The sequence below is a fragment of the Nitrospirillum viridazoti CBAmc genome, from assembly GCF_000730165.1.
GTDB lineage: Bacteria > Pseudomonadota > Alphaproteobacteria > Azospirillales > Azospirillaceae > Nitrospirillum > Nitrospirillum viridazoti.
Genome location: NZ_CP022112.1, coordinates 886,746 through 910,056 on the forward strand (window position 1 = coordinate 886,746; position 23,311 = coordinate 910,056).

A 23,311-nucleotide genomic window follows, 5' to 3' on the forward strand; every position below is an offset into this window, starting at 1 on the left:
ATGGCGAACGCGGAACTCGACGCCATCGACATGAAGATCCTGACCCACATGCAGCGCGACGCCTCGCTGACCACGGCGGAACTGGCGGAGAAGGTTGGCATCTCACAATCCCCCTGCTGGCGCCGGGTACAGCGCCTGCATGACGAGGGCTACATCAAGTCCCAGGTGGTGCTGGTCGACCGGCAGAAGCTGGGCTTCGACATGCACATCTTCGCCCAGGTGAAGATCGCCCGGCTGTCGGAGGAGGAGCGCGAGACCTTTTTCCGCGGCATCCAGAACATCCCCGAAGTGCTGGAGTGCTACACCGTTTTCGGTGAAATGGACGCCCTGCTGAAGATCGTGGCGCCGGACGTGAAGTGGTACCAGGAGTTCATCTTCAACACCCTGATGAAGCTGCCGGGGGTGGAGGACATCCGTTCCATCGTCACCCTGTCGGAGGCCAAGAGCACCACGGCCATCCCGCTGAAACCGCGCACATTCCAATAAGCATCCCCGCGATGCATAGCCTATGCCCGGGACCCAGCGCGGGGCCGGCACTGGGAAAACATAAACCTGCCGCCGTCCGCCATCATGCGGGAACGCGGGGGCGTTTGAGCGGCCGGGGAAACGGCCGGACAGAACAGGTGGGGACCATCCATGAGAAAACTGACCTTGGGCCTGCTGGCCACCTCCATGCTGACATTTAGCGCCGCCGCCGCCGAGGCGCCAGCCCCCCTGGACGTCGTGCTGCGTCCGCACGCCAGCGGCGGCGTGGCCGATCGCATGGACGTGGAACTGCGCATCGCGCATCCCGGCGTGGCCGCCGGCCAGCCCTTGCTGCGCATGCCCACCACCATCGTCTCCACCCCCACGGCGGGCTATGACGCCAGCGCCATCGTGGCGCGGGACGACAAGGGCCCCCTGCCGCTGACCATGGCGGATGAGGCGCCGACGCCCACCGGCACCTACCGCCACTATGACGTGGGCCGGGCCACGGTGGGCGACGTGGTGGTGCGGTACGGTACCCCGCCCCGCGCCGTCAGCGTCGCCACGCGCAACGGCCCGCTGTTCGACCTGCGCCAGCAGGCGGACGGCCTGATGGGTGCCGGCGTCTATTTCCTGGCCCTGCCGGCGGGGGAGCAGCCCTACCGCATCAGCCTGAAGTGGGATCTGTCAGGCATGCCCAAGGGCGCCCGGGGGATCTGGAGCTTGGGCGAAGGCGACCAGTCCACGGTCGCCCCGGCGGAGTTGCTGGCCTTTTCCTTCTACGCCACCGGTTCGGTGAAGAGCGTGCCGGCGGCGGGGAAGGGCAATTTCGGCCTGTACTGGCTGACCCAGCCGCCCTTCAACGTGAACGACCTGGCCACGGGCATCCAGCGCCTTTACGGCTACATGTCCCATTTCTTCAAGGATGACGGCGCGCCCTACCGCGTCTTCATCCGGGCCAATCCCTACCCCGCCGGCGGCGGCACGGCTTTGGCCAAGTCCTTCATGTTCGGCTACGGCGTGGATGGTACCACGGCCGGCAGCGACACCCAGATGCTGCTTGCCCATGAGATGACCCACAATTGGCCCAGGCTGGACGGCGGGGAGCATGCCGCCACCGCCTGGTACACCGAGGGCATGGCCGAATATTACTCCGTCGTGCTGGCCGGCCGCGCCGGCGTGATCGACCAGGCCAAGTTCCTGCGCGTGGTCAACGACCATGCCTCCGGCTACTACAGCAATCCTTACGTGGCTCTGACCAACACCCAGGCCGGTGCCAAATTCTGGAGCGACGCCCGCGCCCAGCGCGTGCCCTACGGCCGGGGCTTCATGTATCTGGCCCGCGTCGACGCCGAAATCCGCGCCACGTCGGACGGCAGGCGCAGCCTGGACGATCTGGTCTTAGAGGTGCTGGAGCGCCAGCGCAAAGGCGAGAAGGTGGGCCTGGAGCAATGGGTGGCCATGGTGGTGCGCGAGTTGGGCGACGGCGCCCGACAGGAATATGAGGACATGGTGGCCGGCAAACTGATCGAGCCCGCCCCCACCGGATTCGCCCCCTGCTACCGCGCCGTGAAGGCGCCGGAGCGTCCCTTCGACCTGGGCTATGACGAGATGCGCCTGGGTGTGGTGGCCGATCTGCGCGCCGACAGTCCGGCCGCCCAGGCCGGTGTGAAGGAAGGCGACCTGATCGTGAAGTCCAGTCCCAAGCAGGCGCTGATGGACGACCCGGCCAAGCAGATGGAAATCACCGTCAAGCGCGACGGCCAGGAGCGGAGCTTCACCTACCTGCCACGCGGCCAGGCCGTGACCAGCTGGCATTGGGAACGCGTGCCGGGGGTGGAGGACAGCGCCTGCCATCTTTGATTGGCTGGGTCGACACATCGGGGGCCGGGTCTTTCCCGGCCCTTTTTCATGGCCTCCGCTGGGCCGCCGCCGGCCGGTGGTTTCCCGAAACCGGCGCTACCGGAGGCCGTTCAAACCAGGTAGATTTATGCTGGACAGGGGCGGAAGACCCCATGGGCGATACCAGAATGAACAGGGGATCACATAGGATATGCCGGCTGCGGAACTCGACGCCATAGACATGAAAATCCTGACGCTGATGCAGAAAGACGCGTCACTGACCACGGCGGAACTGGCTGAAAAGGTGGGGATTTCCCAATCCCCCTGCTGGCGCCGCATCCAGCGCCTGCAGGGCGAGGGCTATATCAAGGGCCAAGTGGTCATCGTCGACCGGGAGAAACTTGGCTTCCACATGCAGATCTTCGCCCAGGTGAAGATGGCCCGGCTGTCGGACGAGGAACGCCAGACCTTTTTCCGGGGTGTGGAGAACATTCCAGAGATCCTTGAATGCTATACCGTATTCGGGGAGATGGACATCCTGATGAAGGTCGTGGCGCCGGACGTCAAATGGTATCAGCAGTTCATTTTCAGCAGCCTGATGAAGCTGCCAGGCGTGCAGGACATCCGCTCCATCGTGACCCTGTCGGAGGCCAAGCACACCACCGCCGTGCCGCTGAAACCACGCCAGTTCCAGTGAATAAAATTACCCACCGGGCCCAGTCAGGGCTGGCGGGTGATGAAGCGGCCGAGGTCGGCGCTCAGGCGCACCCGCGCCTCGGCGTCGCGGTACATCATGTGGCCACCGCCGTAGCAGTTCACCGACAGCCGGGCGAACAGGCCCGGTTCCAGCCTGGTTTTCAGGATCTCGTTGGCGGCGCAGCTGTTCAGGCTGTCGTACAGCCCTGCGGCAGCGAAGACGCGCAGCTTGCCGTCCATCTCCATGGCCCTGCGGATCCAGGGTTCCGCGCCGGGCGGCCCCTCACCCGCGCGCGCGGCGGCGATGGCGGCGGCGAAGGCGGCCGGTGAGGTATCCCCGGAATTGTAGTCCCACTGCTCGCCCACCGGCTTGGCCGCCGGGTCGGTGTCCTTCTCCAGCCCCAGATAGGGCAGATCGGTGTGGTAGCCCAAGGTCTCGCGCAAATAGCGCACCATGATGGCGGCGCCTGGCTCCTCCGCGTCCACCTGGCCGGCCCCCGGGTTCACCGTCGTGCTGATACGCATGTCGAAGGTATCCAGCCGACGGCTGGGCAGCAGGTTGTTCAGGAACTGGCGGGACGAGACCGCCAGGCTGGTCCTGTCGACCTGGGACGGGTCCACGCCCATGTGGTGGGCCACATCCTGGGCCAGGGCGGCCTTTTGCTGGGCGCTGAGATCGCCCAGATGGGCCAGGGCCGGGGCGTAAACCTGTTCCGCCCAGGCGCGGGTGGCCTCGGCCGTGGCCGATGGGCTGGTTCCCGCCAAGCTGGCCGGCAGCCGGCCGTGCACCTGGGCGGCGGCGGCACGGCCCGGCAGCTTCAGCGCGGTCACCAGTTCCTTGGGCAGCACCGGCCCCACGGGAATGCCGCCGGAGATGAGGACGACGCCCGCCACCGGCCGGCCGCGCTTCTCCAGCGCCTCCGCCACACCGGCGGCGCGCCAGACACCGAAGCTTTCACCGATCAGGTATACCGGTGTGCGGACATCGGCATGGCGCTGGGTCCAGGCCTGCACGAAGTCGGTGATGGAGGACTGGTCGCCCAGGGTGCTGTAAAAACGCGCCCCATCCTGCGCCGTGGCCGGGCGGCTGAAGCCCGTGCCCACGGGATCGACGAACACCAAGTCGCTGTCGGCTAGCAAAGTCTGGGCGTTGTCCACCAGGGCGCCGCCCTCCAGCCGCTTCGGGCCAAAGGCCTCGAAATGCAGCAACGTGGAATTGGCACCAGGCCCGCCGTTCCACAGGAAGGTGACCGGCCGGCCGCCTTGCCCGGGAACACGATAGGCGACGTAGAAGACGTGGCCCCGCACCACACCCTGCGCATCGGTCAGGTCCAGGGTCGCGGCCTCGGCCACGTAGCGCAGCGGCTTGCCCGCCAGGGTGATCTGCTGGTGGGCGACCCCGGAAGGGGGCGCCATCGCCGGGTCACGGGCCGCGCAGCCCGCCACGGCCAGGGCCACCGCACTGATGCCGTTCCGTATTGCCGCCCGCATGCCCCCACTCCCCCGTTGCCGCGTTTCCCTCACCGATCCCGCCAGGCCCGCAGGCCGGCGTGCAGCCGGCTCAATCCCCGGTCCAATGTCTCGGCATCACCGGCGTAGCCCAGACGGACATGGCCGGCCAGGCCGAAATACTCGCCAGGCGCCACCAGCAGATCGACCTGGTTCCACAGGTGACGGGTCAGCGCCAGGGTGTCCGCCACCCCGACGATGCGGGGGAAATAAAGGCAACCGGCCGCCGGCACGGCGCCCTCGATCAGGCCCTCGTCCCGCATGGCGGCGGCGTGGCGGTGCAGCACCGGCGTGGTGGAGGTCATGACCGCCTGCCAGTGCCGGTCGAAGGTGTCGGCATTCTCCATCACATGGGCGGCCACGGCGTGCGACAGCTTGGACACGCCGACATCCCCCTCCGGCTGGCCGGCACGGATGCGGCCCAGCACCTCGGGTGCCGCCACCATCCAGCCGCATTTGAGCGCGAACAGCCCGAACACCTTGGTCAGGCTGGCCAGGCTGACGATGTTGGGCGCCAGCCTGGCCGCCAGCCCGGCCGAGGGGCGCCGGGCGAAATCGCCGTAGACTTCATCCACCACCAGCAGCGCGCCAACGGTGGCCGCCGCCTGCGCCACGGCCTTCAGCGTGGCGTGATCCAGGAATGCGCCGGTGGGGTTGTGCGGATTGGTCAGGATGACCAAGCGGGTCTCGGGCGTCAGCTTGGCCGCCACCTGGGCCGGGTCGATGCCGAAATGCGGCGCCGGCCGATCCACCTCATCCACCACGGCGCCCGCCTCCAAGGCCAGGTTGGTGAGAAGCTTGAACCCCGGGTTTTCGATCAGCACCCGTTCGCCCGGCTTCACCAGGGCGCGCAGGATCAGCTGCAGGGCGCCGGTGACGCCGGTGACGGTCTGCAACCGCTCCGGCGTCTCGTCATAGCGCGCGCACAGCGCGTCGACCAGGAAGCGGTTGCCGTTGGCGAAGACGCTGACGTAGCGGCTGCTGAGCCGTGGCGCGCCGTCGTCATCCACGGTGACCAGCGACTTGGCCACCAGTCCGGCCAGCAGATCCGAAGGTTCGCTGATGGTGCTGTCGTACAGGGCAATGGCGTTGGGTCGGCCGGCGAGCGCGCGTATGGACCCCCGCACCCAGTCGGAATATTGGGCGGCCGCGAAGAAGTCGCCGCCGGACGGGGTACCGGAGGGGACGTTGGGTGCGGAACCGACGGATTTACCGGCAGATTTCAAGGCGTACTTCCTATTCGGGCCAGGCATTCGGGCGCGATGGGTCATCGAAGCCGGCGATGCCTAAATTCTATTCGACTTGGCGGGTGCTTTTTTGCGTATGCCCGGGTCCGGCAGGGTGGCGGCGGTCGGTTTATGCAGCACCCCGCCGGAGCCGCGCATAAGCTGACCGCACCGGTTCCCGCCCTATCGGCAATTGGCCGGCGCATCCGGACGACGGGCCCATTGATAGGCCTGCACCGTTTCGCCCCGGGGCAGGTAGGTGATTGGGAAGACCTGGCTGTCGCGACGTATCTGCAGGGTCAGCGTGGCCTGCTGGTTTCCCTGGATCATGTCCTGGGGCACGGGCTTCACGATCTCATCTCCGTCGCGCAGACCGGCGTCCGCCGCGGCCGAGCCGGGGATCAGGCCATGCACGATGCGCTTGGGCTGGATCAGCACCTCGGGATCGAAGCCTAGCTGATAGCGGCGCAAGGCGGCCGTGGTGCGGGTGAAGCAGGGGCCGAAGGCATCGTCGTCCGGCAGGACCAGGGCGCCGTTCAGCATGGCGTCCAGTTCCAGCTTGCCGCGCGGTCCCAGTTCATGGGTGATGACCTCCACCCAGGCGGCGTGGTCCATGGGCCGGCCGTGGCGGCGGCGGTCCAGCATGGCCAGGATCAGGTCATCCAGGGAGCGCTTGCCGTGGCTGGCCTTGCGCACCTCGCCATCCACAAGGGCGAAGTACAGGGCGCCCCGATCGTAGGGCAGCACGCGGATGCGGGTGTCGGCCCAGAAGCGGTCCGGGATGGCGCTGTTGGGCGTGCCGTTCAGGGCGTTGGTGTAGTAGCGGGCGGCGGTGGTGTTGAGATCCCTCAGGAACTCATCACCCGTGATCATGCCGGCGCGCAGCGGCAGGCGGTTCTGGTAATAGACCGCGATGCCCTCGCTGAACCAGGATAAGGCCAAGCCCTGCGGCCCGTCTTCCTTTGAAGCATCCAGCGACCGCACGAATGTGTGCACCATTTCGTGCGCCAGGGTGAACTTGAAGTCCTTCACGTCGGTCTTCTGGTCGAAGGTACCGATGAAGGCGCCGTTCAGTTCCACGCCGCCGCCGGCGTTCACCAGGTTGGGCCGCAGGAAAACGCCGTAGGGCGGCGTGCCCACCGCCTTGAAATAGCCCAGGTAATGGTGATACAGCGATTCCGTCCACCGCATCAGTTCCGTGCCGTCGAAGGGCGGGCTGCCCTGCCAGGCGGAGAAGAAGCCTTGCTTGGGTGGCGCCTCGGGATAGCGGTGGATGGCCCCACCCATGACATAGGTGGCGCCTAGATCCTCCGCGCTCAAGGGACCGCTGGAGGTCACGTCACCCGTGCCGAAGTTGGAAACGCCGGCGGCGCCTGGGCCGGCCGCCGACAGGTCCCAACGCAGCGCCAGGCCATACTTGGCATCCACCTCCGGCAGGATCAAAAAGGTCACGGCCGCGCCGGAAAAGCCGCCGCCGTCGGTGCGCAGTTCCAGCGGCGGGGCGGCGCCGCGCGGGTTGGCCAGGGTGGTGATCGGGGCGCGGTAACGGACCGTCAGCGCGCCCTTGACCGCCCGCGCCGCCGTCCAGTGGCGGTAAGCCATGGCCGGCCTGTCGGCATCGTCCTTGGCCGTCAGTGCTACGGGACCGGCGGCGTCGCTGGCCGTCAGGTCCGTCAGCGTGTCGGCGACACTCTTGACGTTGTTGGCCACCAGCGGCAGGCGCAGCAGCGGCGCACCCGCCTCCGCCTCCACGTCCGGGATCTCAACCGTGACGTCAACAAAAGGCACGATCCCTGTCCCATTGGGCCCTGCCCCCTCCGCCGCAGCCGGCTTCAGCGTCACGGCCAACTGGGGTGCTGCCAAGGCCGCCGGTGCTGCGGACAGCGCCAGCAGGGCCGCCAAGCCACCCGTCTTGAAATACCGCATCGCCCGCGCCCCCGCCTGCTTCTACCGACCCCGGAAAACAGGGGGCCGACCCGGTGCTGCCGGACCGGCCCCGTCACTCACGCGTCCATCAAGGCTTGGTCATCAGAAGTCTTTGCTGATGGTCATGCCGAAGGTACGCGGCTGGATGATGGCCGCCGAGTAGATGCCCGTGCGGGTGATGGTATCCAGCGGGCCGCCGGAGACGAAGGCGATCTCGTTGCCCAGGTTCTTGGCGTAGACAGACAGGTTCCAGTCGTCGTGGGTGACGCCGGCGCGCAGGTCCACCGTGGTGTAGGACGGCATGAAGAAACGCTGGCCCGTGGACTTGGTCGGGAACACGCTGTAGCGGTCGCCGATGTAGGACACGGTGGCGCCGACGAAGCCATTGAAGCCGTCCATGATGCGGAACTTCTGGTCCGCCGACAGGCTGCCGCTGAACTTGGCGGAGTACGGCAGGCGCTGGCCCTTCAGGCCGTACAGGCCCGAGGTCTTGATGTTTTCGGTCAGCGTCGCGTCGGTGTAGCCCAGGTTGGCCACCACGCTCAGCCCTTCCGAAGGCGTCAGGGTCAGCGTCAGCTCGCCACCGCGCGACCGGGCCGTGCCGCCGTTCTGCACGTAGGAGAAGCCGGTGGGCGATGCCGCCTGCAGCTGGATGTCGTCCCATTCGATGTCGAACAGGGCGGCGTCCACCGTCAGCAAGCGATCGACCACGACACCCTTGAAGCCCACCTCGTAGTTGGTGGTGGTGTCGGAGTTGTAGGCGGCGGGCTCACCCGGGGCGGCGTTGGGACCGCCGGGACGGAAGCCGGTGGACACGCGGCCATAGACCATCATGTCCTTGTTGATGTGGTACTGCGGGCCCAGCGAGTAGGTGAAGACGCTGGTGCCGGAATGGATGTCGGTGATTTCGTTGTCACCCTGCAGCACGCCGCCGACATCCTGGTAGCTTTCCTGGAACTGCCGGCTGAAGCGGCCGCCGAAGGTGAAGTCCAGCTTGTCGTCGAAGTGATAGGTGGCGGAACCGAAGCCGGCGTATTCCCGGTAATGCGACGGGCCAAAGACGGTGTAGAGGTCGGGGAAGCCGACGTTCTCGCCGTTGGCCTTGTTGGCGACGTAGACGTTCTGACGGTTGAGGTTGTCTTCGTTGGTGGCGAAGCCGCCGACCATCCAGTCGATCATGCCGCCCGGCTGGGATTCCAGGCGGATTTCCTGGCTGAGCTTGTTCGTCTGGTAATAGTTGTAGATGCCGGTGCCCAGCGCCGGCAGGGCCGGGGCGGGGAAGAAGAAGCCCAGGTAACGGCCGAAGGTGCCGGTGGTGTCCTGCGGGCCGTTGAATACCGTGTGGCTGTAGGAGGTGACGGCCACCAAGTTGGCGAAGCCGAGGTCAGCCTTCAGGTTGCCGTTGTAGATGCCCATGTCGAGATAGCCGGTGTTCAGGCCGGCGATGGGCGCCTGGGTGTAGTCGCCATAGGTGGGCACGCGATCCACCGAGACGTACTCGTTGGCCGAGCCGCCGGCCGTCATGTGCTGGTAGGTGGCGGAGGCCTGGTAGCTGACGCTGGGCGTGATCTGCCACAGCAGGCTGGCGCGGCCGCCTTCCGTGCGGTTGACGTTGATTTCCGTCTGGCCGCTGTTGGCGTTGGTCATGTAGCCCGGGTCCATGCGGGCGAAGGCGCTGACCCGCAGGCCCAGCTTGTCCTCGACGATGGGCACGTTGATGTAGGCGCGGCCGCCGCCGCCCTCGCCACCATGGGCGACACTGGAACCGGACACGGCCACCTGGCCGAAGGTCTCGGTCAGGCTGGGCGCCGCCGTCACGTAGCGGATCAGGCCACCCATGGAGCTGGCGCCGTACAGTGACCCCTGGGGCCCGCGCAGCACTTCGATCTGCTGCAGGCTGGACGGGTCGATTTCCGGGACCACCGCGTCACCCAGGCCGCCGCTGGTGGCGGAGCCGATGGGAACGTCATCGATGGTCAGGCCCACGGTGGGGTTGTTGCCGGCGCCGGTGGTGATGCCGCGGATGGCGATGGTGGTGCGGCCGTTGCCACTGGACGTGACGTTCAGGCCCGGCACCTGGGTGTAGAAGTCGCGCAGCTGGGTGTTGTTGGCCTGCAGCAGCGACTGGCTGGTGACGACGGCGACGGAGGCCGGCACGTCCATCAGGCGCTCGGTCTTCTTCTGCGCCGTGACGACGATCTCTTGCAGCTCATCCAGGCTGTCATCAGCCGCCGCGCCATCGGCGAAGCTGGGCAGCGACCAGAAAGAGAAAGTTGTAAGAATAGTCGTGGCGAGCAACGCCCGGATTCCATTCTTGCCCTGCATATTACTACCCCCTGTTCTTATGAGCGCCCTCTGCCGCCACCAATCCTTGTGGGATTTTGTTATTCGGCGGGGTCGAAAAAGATAATTTATGATACCGCCGCGCCCGGGCTTTTCTTTCCAAATTGCGTATGCCGAAGCGGGTGGGGAGAAAATTTTATTCCCCAGGTGTGCACTGCGGAAATTTTCTGCCGGGACAGGTTGGCCTCTCATTCCGCGCAGGCGGGTGAAGGACCACCAGACGGAACCGAACACCCCTTGGCTGTCTAAAGACGGCATTTCCAATGCCGCCGATCCTGGATCGAGGAATAGATTTTCCCTGGATGAGCACGGTAGACCGGCCTGTCGCATGGCCGAAATACAAACGCCCGCAGGCGGCACCTGCGGGCGTGGGATTTCCGGGATCGCCGGCGTCAGGGTGCTGGATGGACGAAGGCGCGGATGTCGGTGCCGAGCTTGCGGGCGGCGCCCTCATCCGTATAGGCCATGTGCCCGCCCTCATAGAAGGTCAGGCGCACGCGACCCTCGGGCCAGCCCCCCTGGCGGACCAGCAGCTCCGCCGCCCCCACCGTGGTCTGGGTGTCGTAATAGCCGTTGCCGATCAACAGCTGCATCTTGGGATTGGCCTTCATGGCCTTCAGCAGGCGGTCGCTGTAGGCCCAGTTGGCGAAGGGCGAGGCGTAGCCCCATCCCCAGTCGTCCAGGCCCTGGACCTCCGCTATCTCCACATAGGGTTGGGCGCGGTCGACCTTGAGGTCGGTGTGGAGGTAGTCCTTGAACAGGCGGGAGAACGCCGGCATGACGGCGGCTGCGAAGGGGTCGGGGCCGATGCCCTTGTCGGTGATGGGGGCGGCATAGCGCGCGTCGGCGCGGCCCAGCAGCAGGCCCTGATCCTTCAGCAGCTCACCCCGGTACTGCTCCTTGCTGATGCGCAGGGCGTGGTCGCGGTAATAGGCGGCGGGAATGCCGGTCAGCTCCTGCAGCCGCTGGGCCACCCGGTCACGGTCGGCCACCGGCAGCGCGCCGCCCTGGTACAGCGCCGGCATATAGTCGCTTTGGGCGTAGCGCCGCGCCTCATCCACGAAAGCTTCCAGCGACAGGCCGTGGCGGTCCACCCTCTGGTGGTACCAGGCGATGGCCGCCAGGGTGGGCAGCGACACCACGTAGCTCATGATGTTCTGCGGCCGCTGAACGTATTCGATGATATTGACCGCCTGCCCCATCAGCAGCACGCCAGCCAGCGGGATGGGCTTGGGCAGCTCGGCCAGTTGGCCGGCCACCTCGGCCGCACGCATGGTGCCGTAGCTTTCACCCAGCAGGTAAACGGGGGAACCCTCGCGATGATGCTGCGCCAGCCAAGCCTGGATGAAGGCGGTGACCTCCTGCCCGTCCGCCTTCACCGAGAAATAGCTCTTGGGATCGACGCCCTCGGCCACGCGGCTGAAACCGGTGGAGGCCGGGTCGATGAACACCAGGTCGGTGGCGTCCAGCGGCGAATAGGGATTGTCCACCAGCGTGAAGGTGGCGGGATCGGCCTTCAGGTCATCCGGCACGGCCACGCGCTTCGGCCCCATGACGCCCAGGTGCAACCAGAGGGAGGCGGTGATGGGCCCGCCGTTGAAAACGAAGGTCACCGGCCGCTTGGCCGCGTCCTTGGCTTCCACGGTGTAGGCGAAGCTGACCAGGTGCGCGCCCGGCTTGCCGGCGGCGTCATTCACATCCGCCCCTTCCACCGTCGCGGCATAGGACAGCTTATGGCCGTTCAGCGTGGTGGTGTGATGGGTCACGGCCGGCGCGTCCGCCAATGCCGGCATGGATATGGCCAGCATCAGCGCGGCCATCAGGCCCCCCACTTTACGTCCGGTGGCTTTCCCGGTCATCGTCGTCCCCCTGTCGCAGGCGCCCTGTTCTCAGGGGAAATAATACCGGCCGGCGGCGGAATGTTTTTGCGTTATCCCGCCCGCCGGGCGGGTGACGGCAAGTTTTATGCGGGGACTGGCCGTCAGGGGGTGGCCTTGGCCGTGGCGTGGCGTGCCTGGTAGGCTTGCAGGGCTTCCTGGTACGCTGGAGATTGCTGCACGGCCGGTAGGGTGCGGAGCTTCTTTTTCTGCTTCAGCACGAAGGTTTCCGCCGTCAGGCTGGCATGCTCCCCACAGAACTTGGCGCAGGCGCCGGTGGGATCGCTGAAGCCCACCTCATCGCCACTAAGGGTCATGGTCAGCAGGCACCGCTGCGTGGGCGCCGGATCCTGGAAGACGAAGCTGCCGATCTTCTTGTATTCCGCGATGCCGGTCAGGGTGCAACTCTGACCGTTATGGAAGGACAGGCGCATGTCCAGGTAGGCGGCGCCATCCGCCACCGGGGTGACCTGCAACACGTCCTCCGCCCCGTGGGCGCCGTCGGCGGTCTTGACCGGGTGCCGGTAAATGCCGGCGATGCGGGCCAGCAGGGCCTTGGCGTCGGCCTTGCTGCCGTCCGGCGCGTAGGCCATGGCGCGCTTGGCCGATTCCGCCTGCACGGCCTTGATCTTCACCCTGTATTCCCGGTCCAGGCAGGCGCGGGCGTCCAGCGTGGCGTCGCAACGCTGGAACATCGCCTCATCCACCGTCCAGGCGCGGCCCAGGCGGACATAGGGCACATCCTGAACGCTGTCGATCAGCTGGCCCAGGCTTGGATCGGTGCACAAGGCCTGGACAGAGGCGGAGGTGGGCGCCTGACAATCCGCCGGCGTGAGACCGGGCACGGGCACCTCCGCGGCCTCCGCCCCGCCGCTTGCCAACACGACCGCCAAAAAAGTGATGACCGCCCGCTTGCCCATGACGCCCCCAACGCCCCTGTGCTTGCCCAGGTGAACTGTGCCGAAGGGCAACGGTGGGCGCAAGGGATCGCCTGGGCACCCACCGTTTATGCTTAGGCGCCGCGCACCAGCAGGTGACGCTTGCGCCCCGCCGACAGGCGCACCGGCAGGGCCCGCGCCACGATGCGGGCATCCAGGTCCGCCACCGCCACCCCATCGACCCGCACGCCACCGCCGGCGATCAGGCGCCGCGCCTCCCCTTTCGAGGCCGCCAGGCCGCCGCGCACCAGCAGGTCGACCACCAGGGCGCCGTCCGGCGCCTCCTCCCCCGTCAGCGCCACCGCCGGCAGGCCCTCGGCGTTGGTGCCGGTGAAGGCCCGGCGGGCGGTCTCATTGGCGGCCTGGGCTGCCTCGGGCCCGTGGGCCAGGGCGGTCGCGGCGTTGGCCAGCACCTCCTTGGCCTGGTTGATCTCCGCCCCCGGCAGCGCCTCCAACTCCGCGATGCGCTCCAGCGGCAGATCGGTGAACAGGCGCAGGAAGCGGCCGACGTCGGCATCCTCCGTGTTGCGCCAGAACTGCCAATAGTCGTAGGGCGGCAGCCGGTCGGCGTTCAGCCAGACGGCACCACCTGCGGTCTTGCCCATCTTGGCACCGGACGCGGTGGTCAGCAGCGGGGTGGTCAGGCCGAAGACCTCCCGCCCCTCAAGCCGGCGCACCAGGTCGATGCCGTTGACGATATTGCCCCATTGGTCCGACCCGCCCATCTGCGCCAGGCAGCCAGCGCGGCGGTGCAGTTCCAGGAAATCGAAGGCCTGGAGGATCATGTAGTTGAATTCCAGGAAGCTCATGGGGTCCTGCCGCTCCAGCCGCGCCTTCACGCTGTCGAAGGACAGCATGCGGTTGACGGAGAAATGGCGGCCGATGTCGCGCAGCAGGTCGATGTAGCCCAGGCGGTCCAGCCAGTCGGCGTTGTTGACCATGACGGCATCGATGGGCCCCGACCCGAAGGTCAGGAAACGTTCGAACACCCGGCGGATGCCCTGGATGTTCGCGGCGATCTGCTCGTCGCTTAGCAGCGGACGTTCCGTGGCGCGAAAGCTGGGGTCACCCACCCGGGTGGTGCCGCCGCCGATCAGCACGATGGGCTTGTGCCCCGCCCGTTGCAGGCGGCGCAGCGTCATGATGGGCAGCAGATGGCCGACGTGCAGGCTGTCGGCCGTGGCGTCGAAGCCGATGTAGACCGGCACCACACCGGCCGCGAAAGCCGCGTCCAGCCCATCGAGGTTGGTGCACTGGTGGATGTAGCCGCGCGCGCCCAGCGCCTGCAGGGCTGTGGAGCGCAACGTCTGTGGGGAAAAATCCTGGGTATCCATGAAGCGGTTCCTGGTCTGGTGGACCGCCACCAAGAGGGAGACCGCTTTTGGGAAACGACTGCCGCCTTGGCGGCGGCATCGTTTCAACATGGTCGAACAACGCCGCTCCTATGAGGAGGGCGCGTAATACGTGCAGCAGGGGGGCAGCGTTGTGACCATGGGCGGATGGTGATCATCCCGCCCGCGCCCTGTCAAGCCGCCGCAGCGCATAGCTTCCTTATTTAACATAATTTTGCAGTTAATTATACAGATTGACTCTCAACAGACCGTTAATTTAGCCTCAACTTAGATCGTAAAATAACGCTCATCGATCGTTAAATAGCGCATCAGGAAGTGTGAATTTGCGGGAGACCATGATGGGTAAAGCCTATTCCGCCCTTTGCCGCCTGGCCCTGGCTGCGGCCTTGACCCTGGGTATTGGCGCGGCATCCGCAGCGGAAAAGCCGGTGCGCATCGGCTATCAGAAATACGGAACCCTGCTTCTGCTCAAGGAAAGCGGCAAGCTGGACAAACAGCTGAAAGCCCAAGGCATCGCTGTGGAATGGCGGGAATTCCCCGGCGGCCCGCAGTTGCTGGAGGCGCTGAACGTCGGCGCGCTGGACTTCGGCATCACCGGCGAGGCGCCGCCCATCTTCGCCCAGGCCGCCGGCGCCCCCCTGGTCTATGTCGGCGTGGAACCACCCGCGCCCAAGGGCGAGGCCATCCTGGTGCCCAAGGACAGTCCGCTGAAAAGCGTGGCCGACCTGAAGGGCAAGAAGGTGGCGCTGAACAAGGGCTCCAACGTCCACTACCTGCTGGTGAAGGCGCTGGAGGACGCGGGCCTGAAATACAGCGACATCCAGCCCACCTACCTGGCGCCGGCCGATGCCCGCGCGGCGTTCGAGCAAGGCAGCGTCGACGCCTGGGTCATCTGGGACCCCTACTACGCCGCCGCGGCGGCCGCCACCCAGGCCCGCGTGCTGGTGGACGGCGTGCGTGCCGACGGCAGCGACCTGGTGGCCAACCATCAGTTCTACCTGGCCGAACGCGGCTTCAACGAGACGCGGCCCCAGGTGGTGCAGACCATCCTGGCGGCCCTGAAGGACATCGACGCCCAGTCCAGGGGCGACCAGAAGGCCGTGGCCCAGCGCCTGAGCCCGCAGGTGGGCATCCCGGTGCCGGTGCTGGAAACGGCGCTGGCCCGCATGGGCTACGGCGTGCAGCCCATCACACCCGAGGTGGTCGCTGCCCAGCAGAAGATCGCCGACACCTTCCACCAGCTGGGGCTGATCCCCAAGCCCATCCGCGTCTCGGACGCCATTCCCGGATCGAAATCATGAGCGACACCCCCCTTCACCCCGCCGAACCGGTGACGGAAGCGAACGTCTTCTGGTTCATCCCCACCCATGGCGACGGCCGCTATCTGGGCACCACCCACGGCGCCCGCGCCGTCAGCTTCGATTACCTGAAGCAGATCGCACAGGCGGCCGACAGCCTGGGCTATTACGGCGTGCTGCTGCCCACCGGGCGCAGTTGCGAGGACAGCTGGGTCATTGCCTCCGCCCTGGCGCCGCTGACGGAGCGGCTGCGCTATCTGGTGGCGGTGCGGCCGGGCCTGCAATCGCCCACCGTTTCGGCCCGCATGGCGGCCACATTGGACCGGGTATCCAACGGCCGGCTGCTGATCAACGTCGTCACCGGCGGCGACCCGGTGGAGAACGCCGGCGACGGCATCTTCCTGTCGCATACCGAGCGCTATGAGGTGACGTGGGAATTCCTGTCGGTCTGGACCCGCCTGATCGCCGGCGAGACGGTACATTATGAGGGCAAGCACATCCGCATCGAGGATGGGCGGCTGTTCTTCCCCTCCCTGCAGCGGCCCTACCCGCCCCTGTATTTCGGCGGATCATCCACCGCCGGCATCGACGTGGCGGCGGAGACGGTCGACAAGTACCTGACCTGGGGCGAACCGCCGGCGCAGGTGGCGGAAAAGGTGGCCGTCGTCCGTGCCGCCGCCGCCGCCAAGGGCCGCAAGGTGACCTTCGGCATCCGCCTGCACGTCATCGTGCGCGAAACCAACGAAGCCGCCTGGCGTGCCGCCGATGAACTGATCCAGCACGTCGATGACGCCACCATCGCCCAGGCGCAGAAGACCTTCGCCCGCATGGACAGCGTGGGCCAGGCCCGCATGCAGGCGCTGCACGGCGGCCGGCGCGACAAGCTGGAAGTCAGCCCCAACCTGTGGGCCGGCGTGGGCCTGGTGCGCGGCGGCGCCGGCACCGCCCTGGTGGGCGATCCGGAAACGGTGGCGCAGCGCATGAAGGAATACATGGCCGTCGGCATCGACAGCTTCATCCTGTCGGGCTACCCGCACCTGGAGGAAGCCTACCGCTTCGCCGAGCTGGTCTTCCCCCTGCTGCCGCTGGCGCCAGGCAATGGCCGGGACAAGGGCGAGGCCACCAACCACGGCCCCTTTGGCGAGCGCATCGCCAACACCCTGCCCCCGGCACCCAAGGAGACCGCCGCCCTGCGCCAGGCATCGGCATCATGACCAGGACGAAAGCCCTGCGCCGGGGGCTGGTCCCCTGGCTGCTGCCCCTCGCCCTGCTGGCGGTGTGGGAGGTGGCGGCCAAGGCGGGATGGTTGTCGGCCCGCGTGCTGCCGGCGCCCAGCGACATCGCCGTCGCCTTCTGGACCACGCTGAAGGATGGCAGCCTGCCCCATCATGTCGGCATCAGCGCGGAGCGTGCCGTGCTGGGCCTGGTCATCGGCGGCGGCCTGGGCTTCGCCCTGGGCCTAATCAACGGTGCCCTGCCCCTGGCCGAGGACATCCTGGACAGTTCCTTGCAGATGCTGCGCAACGTGCCGCACCTGGCCATCATCCCCATGGTCATCCTGTGGTTCGGCATCGGAGAGGAGGCCAAGGTCTTCCTGGTGGCCGTGGGCGTGCTGTTCCCCATGTACCTCAACACCTTCCACGGCATTCGCTCGGTTGACCGGGGCCTGGTGGAGATGGGCCGGGTCTATGGCCTTGGCCCCGTGGCCCTCTACCTGCGCGTCATCCTGCCGGGCGCCTTGCCCGCCATCCTGGTGGGCCTGCGCTACGCCCTGGGCATCATGTGGCTGACCCTGATCGTGGCGGAGACCATCTCCGCCTCCTCCGGCATCGGCTATATGACCATGAACGCGCGGGAGTTCTTGCAGACCGACATGGTGCTGCTGGGCATCATCGTCTATGCCCTGCTGGGCAAGCTGGCCGACATCGCGTCGCGCTGGCTGGAGCGCAGGGCGCTGGAGTGGAACCCGTCCTTCCATACCGGGCTGGAGGCGGCATGATGGTCCCCCTGCGCGCGGCGCCCCCACCCCAGGTTCAGCCCGAGGTTCAGGACCAGGCTACCGTTACCGGCAAGGGCTTGGAACTGGCCTTCGACAGCGTCACCAAGGCCTTCGGCGACGTGGGCGTGCTGAAGGGCCTGGACCTGGTCATCCCGGCCGGGCAGTTCGTCGCCGTCGTCGGCCGCTCGGGCGGTGGCAAGACCACGCTGATGCGCCTCATCGCCGGGCTGGACGGCCCAACCAGTGGCACCATCCGCATCAACGGCACAGCCCGCCGGGGCCTGCAGCCCGACGTGCGCCTGCTGTTCCAGGACGCCCGCCTACTGCCCTGGCAGCGGGTGCTGAGCAATGTCGGCATCGCCCGTGGCCCCGACTGGAAGGAGCGCGCCCAGGCGCTGCTGGCCGAGGTGGGCCTGGCGGATCGCGCCGGCGACTGGCCCTATGTCCTGTCCGGCGGGCAGAAGCAGCGCGTGGCCCTGGCCCGCGCCCTGGTGACCGAGCCGGGCATCCTGCTGCTGGATGAGCCGTTCGGCGCCCTGGACGCCCTGACCCGGGCCGACATGCACCGCCTGCTGACCCGGATTTGGCGCCAGCACGGCTTCACCGCCATCCTCATCACCCATGACGTGGCGGAGGCCGTGGCCCTGGCCGACCGCGTGCTGGTGCTGCGCGACGGCCGCGTGGCCGAGGACATCACCGTCGACATCCCCCGCAGCGCCCGAGTCGGCGGCGCCCCCCGGCTGGCGGAACTGGAACGCCGCATCCTCAACTCCGTCTAAAAGAAGGAAAGCATTCTCATGGCGATTCAATTCACACCATAAAAGGCAACTACGTGCCGCCTTGAACCAATCGTTGGCCCCTGACACTCTGGCACCCGACAGCCTGACCGCCGCCCTATAACCGGCACCGCTGCAACCGGTATCACTTGATCGGGTTCCACATGTCCCTGGGTGATGCGCCCCACCAAAGAACCGCCCCCCGCGTCGTCATCCTGGGCGGCGGGTTCAGCGGGGCCATTGCCGCCCTGCACCTGGCCCGCAACACGCCGGTGCCGGTGGATATCGATATCGTGGAGCCGCGCCCGCTGCTGGGCGGCGGTGTCGCCTATTCCACCCCCGACCCGCAGCACCGCATCAATGTGCCGGCGGCGCGCATGAGCGCCTTTTCCGCCGACATGGGGCATTTCGACCGCTGGCTGCGCCGCTCCGGCGTGCTGGCCACCGACCCGCAGGCCCTGGTGAAGGGCGGGCACATCTTCTCCAGCCGGCTGGAGTTCGGGCGCTATCTCGACGGGCTGGTGCGGGAACAGGCGGCGTCTGACGGGCCCGCCCACATCCGTCACGTGCAGCAGCGGGCGACATCCATCACCCCCATTCCACGCGACGCGCCGCCGGGCCAATCCTTCGGCTATGCCGTGGCGCTGGAGAATGGCGGCCGCTTGGTGGCCGACATGGTGATCATCGCCACCAGCCATCCGCCGCCGTCCCCGCCCCGGAACCTGGTGGAAGCGCTGGGCGACGACCCGCGCCTGATCGCCAATCCCTGGGCGCCCGGCGCGCTGGATGGACTGGACGCGAATGCCCGGGTGCTGGTGGTGGGCTCAGGCCTGACCATGGCCGACATCCTGGCCACACTGGAGGCCGGGGGGCACAAGGGCCCCATCACCGTCTTCTCCCGCCGTGGGCTGACGCCCCGGGGGCATGCCTTGGACGCGAGCGACCTGGTGGGCGACTTCGCTACCCGGCCCGAGGTGACGGCCCTGGCCCTGTTGCGCCGCATCCGCGCCACGGTGAAAGCGGCGGAGGTCGAGGGTAGGCCGTGGCAGGTGGTGCTGGACGCCGTGCGTCGCGACGCACGCGCCATCTGGCAGGCCCTACCCCTGGAGCAGAAGCGCAAACTGCTGCGCCACCTGCGACCCTTCTGGGACGTGCACCGCTACCGCATCGCCCCTCAGCCGGAAGCGACGATCCATGCGCTGGAAGCGCGGGGACAGCTGGAGATTCTGGCGGCGCGCCTGACGGACATCGGTGCGGCACCCGATGGCATTCACGCCACCCTGCGCCCGCGCCGGGGCGGCGCCAACCTCACTCGCACGGTGGATGCGGTGGTGGTGGCTACCGGGCCGGCGCACGACCACCTGATCGGCGCCGTGCCGGCTCTGGCGCCGCTGGTGGCAAGCGGCCGCCTGCACCCAGACGCGCTGGGCCTGGGCATCGCCGTCGACGACCAGAGCCGGGTGCTGGACGTGCGGGGTGTGCCGGATGAGACGCTGTGGGTGGCCGGTCCCCTGGCCCGCGCGACCTTCGGCGAACTGATGGGCCTGCCCCAGGTGCTGACCCATGCCGAGGAGGTGGCGCGATCCGTGGCCCGGCGCCTGCCGGGCCAGGCCGCCCCGGAAGCGCCGAAAAACGGTGCGCGGTCCAAACCGGGCGTCGCCGTGGCGGATTGATGCTCCAGCTGACGCTGTTGATAGGGGAAGCAAATATGATTTTTGAAATGAAATCGTCCGAGGCTACCGGGGCGGCCAATACGGAGAAACCCATGAAGCTGACACAGATCACGCCCGATTCTGCGACGGGTATTACCAGTCCCGTTAACGGCGTTCTCGCCAACTCCGTTCCCGCGTGGTGCGTGCTGCCCGGCTCCTTCGGAAACGCATCGGCTCCGGCAGCCTTCGAGAACGCGGCCGCCGTAAACGAGCTTGCCCATGCGGCGGGCGATGCTCAGGGGGTGTGGACGGGCATCGCCAATCGGTCTGTGAACAGCCACCCAGGATATCTGGGGTCTTTGCTGCCAAGCCCTGCCGTTACCGGCCGGGCCATCGGCCCGATGGCGGTCGCAAACGGTGCCGTCATGGGGGAAGGCGCCCCACAGATTGGCAGCGCACCCGGCATATGGGCCGCAGCCTCCAATCAGTATAAGGACGGGCGGCCTGTTTTCACGGCATCCGATACTGGGCGAGACAATCGTTTCTTCGGGGCGGAGGCGGCGCCCATTTGGCAGTTTCTGCCCTTTAGCACATGACGCCGCCGGAATTTCGGCGCTGATCGGATGACAGCCACGCCCCCGGTGCCTTGCCGGGCACCGGGGGTTTTCATGGAATGGCTTAAATGACGCGGCGGATCCAGCCATCCACCAACGGTGCCTGGCTGCCGCGCTGCATGCCGACCAGGCGTTCACGCAGGCTGGCGGTGGTCGACCCGCCTTCGCCATTGCCGATGACGAAGTCGCCCTCGGCCGTGCGCACGGTGCCGATGGGCGCCAGCACGGCGGCGGTGCCGCAGGCGAAGGCCTCACGCACCCGGCCGGTGGCAGCGTCTTCCTTCCACTGCGCCAGGGTATACGGCTCCTCTACCACCGTGTGGCCCAGGCTGCGCGCCAGCTGGATGATGCTGTCGCGGGTGATGCCGGGCAGGATGGTGCCGCTGAGCGGCGGGGTCAGCAGACTGCCGTCGTCGCGGACGAAGAAGACGTTCATGCCGCCCAGCTCCTCGATCCAGCGATGCTCCGCCGCGTCCAGGAACACCACCTGGTCGCAGCCGTGCTTGCTGGCCTCCAGCTGGGCGATCAGGCTGGCGGCGTAGTTGCCGCCGCACTTGGCCGCACCGGTGCCGCCGGGGGCGGCGCGCGTGTAGTTCTCCGGCGCCCAGATGGTGATGGCCTTGGCCCCGCCCTTGAAATAGGCGCCCACCGGGCAGGCGATGACACAGAAGACGTACTCCGACGCCGGCCGCACGCCCAAGAAAGCCTCGTTGGCGAACATGAAGGGCCGGATGTACAGGCTGCCGCCCTCGCCGCCGGGGATCCAGGCCTGGTCGATGCGCACCAGCTGCTCCACCGCCTCCAGGAACAGCTCTTCCGGGATCAGGGGCATGGCCATGCGCTCCGCCGAGTCCCAGAAGCGCTTGGCGTTGGCGTCGGGCCGGAACAGCGTCACGCCGCCGTCCGCCGCGCGATAGGCCTTCATGCCCTCGAAGATTTCCTGGGCGTAGTGCAGCACGGCCGCCGCCGGATCGAGCGCGAACGGCACCCGCGCCGTGACCTTGGCGTCATGCCAGCCCTGGCCTTCCGTCCAGCGGATCGTCACCATGTGGTCGGTGAATACCTTGCCGAAGCCGGGGTTTTCCAGGATGCGGGCCAGAGTGGCGGCGTCGGTCGGATTGGCGGTGCGGTCTATCGTGAACGTCATGATTTCAAGCCTTCGTGTCCCCATGCCGGTAGCCTAACCGATCGGCCGGCCGCATACGGTCATGCATTTTTGGCCCCAGGTGGTACGGCGGATTTTCAAACCTGCCTAGCGGCCGGATCAGATCGAAGCTAAATCTGATGTGAAACGCCATTAAAGAACAACGGCGGAGGACGGGATGGGCGAAACATTGCCGATGGCCGGGGCGGCCGGACCTGTGGGGATTTCGGCGGGTATGCAGCGCCTGACCATGGGGCTGTGCTTCCTGGCGGCCGCCATCGAAGGGTTCGATCTGCAGTCGGCCGGTGTCGCGGCTCCCCGGCTGGGCCCCGCCTTCCAGCTGGACCCCACACAGATGAGCCTGGTGTTCAGCGCCGCCATCGCCGGCCTGATCGTGGGCGCCCTGGTGGGGGGCCGCGTCTCCGACCTCAAGGGGCGCAAGGTGGCGCTGATGCTGTCGCTGGGCGTCTTCGGCCTGTTCTCCTGCCTCACGGCGCTCACCTGGGATTATCCCAGCCTGTTGGCCGCGCGCTTCCTGACCGGCCTGGGCCTGGGCGGCGCCTTTCCCAACCTGATCGCCATAGCCTCGGAAAGCACGGAGCGGGGCAAGGCCGGCGCCGTGGCCATCATCTATGCCGGCATGCCCCTGGGCGGGGCGCTGGCCGCCGTCATGGCCTTGCACGGCGGCCACGGCGATTGGCAGACGGTGTTCTGGATGGGCGGCATCGCCCCGCTGGCGCTGCTGCCCATCCTGGCCGTGGCCCTGCCCGCTTTCCGCCTGGCGCCGACGGCCGACACCCCGCGCCAGGGCATCGTTCAGGCCCTGTTCGCCCCGGGGCGACGCGTGGACACAGGCGCCTTGTGGCTGGGGTCCTTCTTCGCGCTGCTGGTCCTGTACCTGCTGCTGAACTGGCTGCCCGTGCTGCTGTTGTCGCGCGGCCTGCCCCGCACCCTGGTGCTGGGCGTGCAGATCGTCTTCAACATGGGCGGCGCCTGCGGCTCCGGCATCGCCGGCCAGTTGATGGACCGGGTTGACCGTCGGCTGACCGTGATCGTCATATTCCTGGCCTTGGCGCTGGCCCTGGCCGGCCTGGCCGGGGCGGAGGCCAATTTCCTCATGGCCGTGGCCGCTGTCGCCGGCGCGGCGGTGCTGGCGGCCCAGGCGCTGATTTACGGCCTAGCGCCCGGCTATTACCCGGCGGAGGTGCGCGGCCTGGGCGTGGGCGCCGTCGTGGCCGCCGGCCGCCTGGGTTCCGTCGCCGGGCCGCTGCTGGCCGGCCAGTTGATCGCCAGCGGCAGCAGCAGCGCCGACGTGCTGATGGGCATTATCCCGGTGGCGGCATTGAGTGGCATCGCCACCTTCATCCTGGTGGCCCGCCGGCCCGCTTAGGCGGGAACGGCCGTCCCCTCCAGCCGCATGCGCCGGCCGCGGCGATGATCCACCGGCGTAGCCAAGCGCAGCAGGTGACGCTTGTGCTGGACAGAGGCGACGGTGCGGCCCAGGGCTTGGGCGATTTCCCGGTCGCCCTGCCCGGCGGCGTTCATGGCGATCAGCTGGGCCAGGCTTTCCTCATCCCAGGATCGCGCGGGGCCCAGTTTGGCGGCGCTACGCATGCTCTCACCTTGAGTGTTAGAAACGGCGTCCAAGTATTTG

The 23,311-nt window shown here is 67.5% G+C and carries 19 protein-coding genes; 10 read left to right on the plus strand and 9 right to left on the minus strand.

The window, feature by feature from the left end; all coding sequences use genetic code 11:
• The 3 genes from Y958_RS25710 (at window position 1) to Y958_RS25720 (ending at window position 3,004) form a co-directional block, all read left to right on the plus strand.
• Window positions 1–486 carry an Lrp/AsnC family transcriptional regulator gene (locus Y958_RS25710; RefSeq protein ID WP_088874735.1) on the plus strand — a complete coding sequence of 162 codons (486 nt, stop codon included), beginning with the start codon at window positions 1–3 and terminating at the stop codon, window positions 484–486.
• Between the two features lie 150 nt (window positions 487–636).
• Window positions 637–2,328, plus strand: coding sequence for a M61 metallopeptidase family protein (locus tag Y958_RS25715; protein ID WP_145727612.1), 1,692 nt, complete (start codon window positions 637–639; stop codon window positions 2,326–2,328).
• A gap of 190 nt (window positions 2,329–2,518) precedes the next feature.
• Window positions 2,519–3,004: an Lrp/AsnC family transcriptional regulator gene (locus Y958_RS25720; RefSeq protein ID WP_088874737.1), complete on the plus strand. Its 486-nt coding sequence runs from the start codon at window positions 2,519–2,521 to the stop codon at window positions 3,002–3,004.
• A gap of 23 nt (window positions 3,005–3,027) precedes the next feature.
• Here the strand turns inward: Y958_RS25720 and Y958_RS25725 are convergent, their stop codons facing one another.
• The 7 genes from Y958_RS25725 to tyrS form a co-directional block, all read right to left on the minus strand.
• A complete protein-coding gene (locus Y958_RS25725; RefSeq protein ID WP_088874738.1) occupies window positions 3,028–4,494 on the minus strand; it encodes a S10 family serine carboxypeptidase-like protein in 1,467 nt (488 codons plus the stop codon).
• Window positions 4,495–4,523: 29 nt separating this feature from the next.
• A complete protein-coding gene (locus Y958_RS25730) occupies window positions 4,524–5,738 on the minus strand; it encodes a pyridoxal phosphate-dependent aminotransferase (protein WP_186291494.1) in 1,215 nt (404 codons plus the stop codon).
• 183 nt (window positions 5,739–5,921) lie between these two features.
• Entirely contained in the window at window positions 5,922–7,664 is a 1,743-nt protein-coding gene (locus Y958_RS25735; protein WP_088874740.1) for a M61 family metallopeptidase, read from the minus strand.
• Window positions 7,665–7,766: 102 nt separating this feature from the next.
• A complete protein-coding gene (locus Y958_RS25740; protein WP_081486382.1) occupies window positions 7,767–9,989 on the minus strand; it encodes a TonB-dependent receptor in 2,223 nt (740 codons plus the stop codon).
• 410 nt (window positions 9,990–10,399) lie between these two features.
• Window positions 10,400–11,866: a S10 family peptidase gene (locus Y958_RS25745; protein ID WP_244909606.1), complete on the minus strand. Its 1,467-nt coding sequence runs from the start codon at window positions 11,864–11,866 to the stop codon at window positions 10,400–10,402.
• Window positions 11,867–11,988: 122 nt separating this feature from the next.
• Window positions 11,989–12,804, minus strand: coding sequence for a hypothetical protein (locus Y958_RS25750; protein WP_088874742.1), 816 nt, complete (start codon window positions 12,802–12,804; stop codon window positions 11,989–11,991).
• Window positions 12,805–12,896: 92 nt separating this feature from the next.
• Window positions 12,897–14,156: a tyrosine--tRNA ligase gene (tyrS, locus tag Y958_RS25755; protein WP_088875245.1), complete on the minus strand. Its 1,260-nt coding sequence runs from the start codon at window positions 14,154–14,156 to the stop codon at window positions 12,897–12,899.
• A gap of 353 nt (window positions 14,157–14,509) precedes the next feature.
• On the opposite strand from tyrS, the gene Y958_RS25760 reads away from it, so the two are divergent.
• The 6 genes from Y958_RS25760 to Y958_RS25785 all read left to right on the plus strand — a co-directional run bounded on the left by Y958_RS25760 (window position 14,510) and on the right by Y958_RS25785 (window position 20,495).
• Window positions 14,510–15,475, plus strand: coding sequence for a sulfonate ABC transporter substrate-binding protein (locus tag Y958_RS25760; RefSeq protein ID WP_088875246.1), 966 nt, complete (start codon window positions 14,510–14,512; stop codon window positions 15,473–15,475).
• Window positions 15,472–16,686, plus strand: coding sequence for an FMNH2-dependent alkanesulfonate monooxygenase (gene ssuD, locus Y958_RS25765; protein WP_088874743.1), 1,215 nt, complete (start codon window positions 15,472–15,474; stop codon window positions 16,684–16,686). The genes Y958_RS25760 and ssuD overlap by 4 nt, the downstream gene beginning before the upstream one ends.
• The gene (ssuC, locus tag Y958_RS25770) at window positions 16,683–17,471 is read left to right on the plus strand and encodes an aliphatic sulfonate ABC transporter permease SsuC (RefSeq protein WP_088874744.1); all 789 of its coding nucleotides are present in this window, start codon (window positions 16,683–16,685) and stop codon (window positions 17,469–17,471) included. The genes ssuD and ssuC overlap by 4 nt, the downstream gene beginning before the upstream one ends.
• Entirely contained in the window at window positions 17,468–18,250 is a 783-nt protein-coding gene (locus Y958_RS25775; RefSeq protein WP_244909607.1) for an ATP-binding cassette domain-containing protein, read from the plus strand. The genes ssuC and Y958_RS25775 overlap by 4 nt, the downstream gene beginning before the upstream one ends.
• Window positions 18,251–18,411: 161 nt before the next feature.
• On the plus strand, window positions 18,412–19,920 hold the full coding sequence (locus tag Y958_RS32895; protein ID WP_088874746.1) for an FAD/NAD(P)-binding protein: 1,509 nt from the start codon (window positions 18,412–18,414) through the stop codon (window positions 19,918–19,920).
• Window positions 19,920–20,495: a hypothetical protein gene (locus tag Y958_RS25785; RefSeq protein ID WP_088874747.1), complete on the plus strand. Its 576-nt coding sequence runs from the start codon at window positions 19,920–19,922 to the stop codon at window positions 20,493–20,495. Before Y958_RS32895 ends, Y958_RS25785 begins: the two co-directional genes overlap by 1 nt.
• Window positions 20,496–20,577: 82 nt before the next feature.
• Here Y958_RS25785 and Y958_RS25790 read toward each other — a convergent pair whose 3' ends face one another.
• Window positions 20,578–21,660: a branched-chain amino acid aminotransferase gene (locus Y958_RS25790; protein WP_088874748.1), complete on the minus strand. Its 1,083-nt coding sequence runs from the start codon at window positions 21,658–21,660 to the stop codon at window positions 20,578–20,580.
• Between the two features lie 232 nt (window positions 21,661–21,892).
• On the opposite strand from Y958_RS25790, the gene mhpT reads away from it, so the two are divergent.
• A complete protein-coding gene (gene mhpT, locus Y958_RS25795; protein WP_211098720.1) occupies window positions 21,893–23,047 on the plus strand; it encodes a 3-(3-hydroxy-phenyl)propionate transporter MhpT in 1,155 nt (384 codons plus the stop codon).
• On the opposite strand, the gene Y958_RS25800 is transcribed toward mhpT, so the two are convergent.
• Window positions 23,044–23,271, minus strand: a complete 228-nt coding sequence (locus tag Y958_RS25800; RefSeq protein WP_088874750.1) for a hypothetical protein — start codon at window positions 23,269–23,271, stop codon at window positions 23,044–23,046. The two genes, mhpT and Y958_RS25800, sit on opposite strands and share 4 nt — an antisense overlap.
• Window positions 23,272–23,311 lie beyond the last annotated feature (40 nt).